The following is a 3,385-nucleotide window of genomic DNA, read 5'->3' on the forward strand; positions in this document are numbered from 1 at the left end:
TCGGTGGCGGCACGTGCCGCGGCGGCCCGCTCCGCCTCGTCTCTGCGCCGGTCGGTGACGTCGGTGAAGTACAGGGTGACCCCGCCGGGAACGGGGACGAGCCGCACGTGGTAACAGTTCCCGGTGTCAGGGTTGCGCAGGTCGAAGCTGGTCGGAACGGCACCGGCGGCGGCCTTCCGGCAGCGTGCCTCCAGGTCGGGGATTCGGCGCAGCGACTCCAGTGTCCACAGCGCTCGGCCGAGCAGTTCCTCTTCCGGCGAGCCCAGCACCTCCTCCGCCTTGTGGTTGACAAAGGTGATGTGACAGTCATCGTCCGCGGCGAGGAAGCCGTCGCTCATGTGGCGCAGTGCGCGGCTGAGTGCGTCACGGGCCGAACGTGGCTCGGTGCTTTCCCAGGCCGTCCCGATCATCCGGGCGGGCTCGCCGGCGCTGTCGAGCTCCACCCGGCCGCGGGCCTCCGTCCATCTGTAGCTACCGTCGGGGCGCCCCACCCTGTACTCGGCCTCGAAAGTACCCCGGTCGCGGATGGCCCTCTCCGCCGCCGCGAACGTCCAGGGCACGTCGTCCGGGTGGACGACCTTCATCCAGCTCTCGACCCGCGGCACGAATTCGGCGGGGTTGACGCCGTAGACCGCCATCGCCGCGTCGTCCCAGCTCAGCTCGCCGGTTTTGATGTCCCACTCCCAGGTGCCCACCTCAACGGCCCTCAGCGCCTGGCGCAGCCTGCCTGCCCCGTCCTCCTCCAACGCCGGGCGCGCAGGTGGTGGTGCCTGCTCCATGCGTTCCTTCGCCCAAGCCGTCACCGCGGTGAGGAAGGTCCATTGCTCCTCGGTGGGCTCCCCCATGGCGCCGGTGACGACGGTGAGCGAACCGACAGGACGGGTGTCGTCGCGGAGCACGACGGACGCCAGGCCCGTGCCGGGACAGTCGAACGCGTCAGCTGGTCCAGTGGAACCGTGAGGCGCCCAGACACGCCCGTCCCGGCGGACAGCGCGAGCCGGCGCGGCGGGGCTGTCCTGCTCGACGATCTGCCAGCCACGGATGAGGGCGGGCGGCAGCCCCGCGGACGTCACCAGCCGCAGTGCGGACATCGGCCCGCACAGGTGGACCGCGCCGCCCAGCCCGTTCAGTTCGGTGACTGCGTGCTGGAGCGCGAGCCGCAGCACCTCACCTTCCGTGAGGCCCTCTTTCGCACCAGCGAGCAGCGCCAATCGGTCATTCACCGTACAAATGTACTTTTTCGTGATGTCGGCGGCAGCAGGTGCGGCACCCCGGGCGCTTGTCGACCGCATGGCGCCGGACGCGTTCTGGACGTTGTCCCAGCGGGCGGCCTCGCCGGTACCGATCAGCCCACATGGTGGCGGGCACCGCCGAGGAGGGGACCGCGAGGTGCCGGCCCGGACCGTTTCCTGGCCGCGTGAGGCTGCACCCGGAATCAGCCCCGCCAGGCTCTGCTCTGTCCTCAAGCGTCTCTAGGGGCAGTACACGTCCCCGTCGGGTCGCTGACCGGTGGCCAGGAAGCGGGAGACGGTGCGGTCGCCGCAGGGGTTGCCGTTGGCGAGGTAGGCGTTGTGGCCGGTGGAGTCGACGGTGACCATGACAGCGCGTGTGCCGAGGGCCCGGCGGAGTCTCCGGGCGCCGCTGAGCGGAGTGGCCACATCACGGGCGTTCTGCACGAGCAGGATGTCGGACGGGCCTTGTCCGGTGATCCGTACCGGGGACCGCCGCGGCGGGTACGGCCACGCGGCGCAGACCATCGCGTTGCGGGGCATTCCTGCGGTGAGCGGATGCAGGCGGCGGCTGTCGGCGACGGCCTCGCGGTAGTGGGCCGTCGATGTCGGCCAGGCCACGTCGTTGCAGATCGTGCCGATGCTGACCGCGGCGAGGTTCTGCAGCGCCTGGTCCGGCGGCTGTTGCGGCGCGGGAGGCACCGTGCCGTGCCGGGCGGCCAGCATCAGCTCGGCCAGGGCGGGGAAGCGGCTGGGTGCGTAGAGGCTGTCCAGCATGGTCTGACGCAGCACGTTGCCGTTCAGTTCCGGGGGGTTGGCGCCCGGCCAGGGGAGTGGTGCCCGGTCGAGGCGGGCGGCGAGGCTCAGGAACAGCGGCCGTACCTCGTCGGCGGTCGCCGCCACCCGGTCCGGGTTGCCGGCGGCCGCGGCCCACCGGGCGAACTCCGGGAAGGTGTCCTCCACCCCGCGCTCGTACGCGCGCAGCCAGCCGCGCTCGACCAGGGTGGGATCCGGATCGTCGTTGCTGTCCAGCACGATGCGGTCCGTGTGCTGAGGGAACCGCTGGCTGTAGACAGCGCCCACGTACGTGCCGTACGAGACGCCCCAGGCGGCGAGCCGGTGTTCGCCGAGCGCGGCGCGGATGCGGTCGATGTCGTGGACCTCGTCAAGGGTGCTGATGTGCCGGATCAGCTCGCCTCCGTTGCGCGCACAGGTCTGCGACAGCCGGCGGGCGGTGGCCACGTTCCCGGTGATCGAGCCGTCCGGGGCCGGCCAGGGACGCAACGTCGACGTGGCGAGGTCGGCGTGCTGGAGGGCGCAGCTGACGGTGGTGGACGGAGCGAGCCCACGCGGCGCGAAGCCGATCAGGTCGTACTGGTCCCGCACGGCCTGCGGCAGCCTCTGCCCCTTCCCGGAGGGGTCGGCGAGGCTTGTGTTGCCCGGCCCGCCCGGGATCAGCAGCAGTGCCCCGCGTCGGGTGGCCGGCTTCGCGGCGGGAATCCGGGAAACGGCGATGTCGATCGTGCGGCCGCCAGGGTCGGCGTAGTCCATCGGCACCTTCAGCGAGGCGCACTGCTGACGCGCATCGAGCCCGCCGCCGGCGCACCGGGTCCAGTGGAGGGCGGCGGACGGAGGTGCCGCTGCCGCGCGAGGGGAGACGCTCAGCGGAGTGGCGAGGCCGAGGAGGGCCGCGGAGACGGTGAGCCAGGCGGCTCGTGAACTTCTGCTCTGCTTCATGCGGACGAGCCTCGCGGATTCGGTGGTCCGCTCACATCCGGTGAACCCCCCTGTCGACAAGGGGGCTTACTTGTTTGCCGAGAGGCCGTCATGAAGCCGTCCGCTGCCACGGGCCTGGCACCGCACGAGCCACAGGGGAGGTGGGGAGGTGGGGCATGGCGGTGGGACCTCCTGAGCGCGCGGTTCGCGGGGGCGTGAAGGCGGGTGCCGGGCCGTCCGTGGGATCAGGCGCGCGGGTTCTGCCCTGGTGTGGTCCTGGTGTCCGGCAGGAGCTGTTCGACGAGGTTCTGCCAGCTCTCTGCCAGGGGGTGCCCCACGTCCGGGGCGGGGCCGGTGGCGGCTTCGTCCATGGACAGGTAGAGCAGGAGGGGGCCCTCCAGTGCCGCGGTCAGTTGGACGGCGAGGGCGTCGAGGTGGGG

The 3,385-nt window shown here is 71.8% G+C and carries 2 protein-coding genes and 1 pseudogene; all 3 read right to left on the reverse strand.

What is annotated here, in order from left to right; genetic code table 11:
- A partial coding sequence (locus CCN33_RS30595; RefSeq protein ID WP_244173998.1) for a PAS domain-containing protein occupies positions 1–1,223 on the reverse strand: 1,223 nt, incomplete at its 3' end.
- A gap of 249 nt (positions 1,224–1,472) precedes the next feature.
- Entirely contained in the window at positions 1,473–2,966 is a 1,494-nt protein-coding gene (locus tag CCN33_RS30600; RefSeq protein ID WP_086696516.1) for an alpha/beta hydrolase, read from the reverse strand.
- 224 nt (positions 2,967–3,190) lie between these two features.
- A pseudogene (locus tag CCN33_RS32605) lies at positions 3,191–3,385 on the reverse strand (TetR/AcrR family transcriptional regulator); the annotation flags it as partial.

Source organism: Streptomyces recifensis (genome assembly GCF_002154615.1).
In the GTDB taxonomy this organism is placed as follows: domain Bacteria; phylum Actinomycetota; class Actinomycetes; order Streptomycetales; family Streptomycetaceae; genus Streptomyces; species Streptomyces griseoluteus.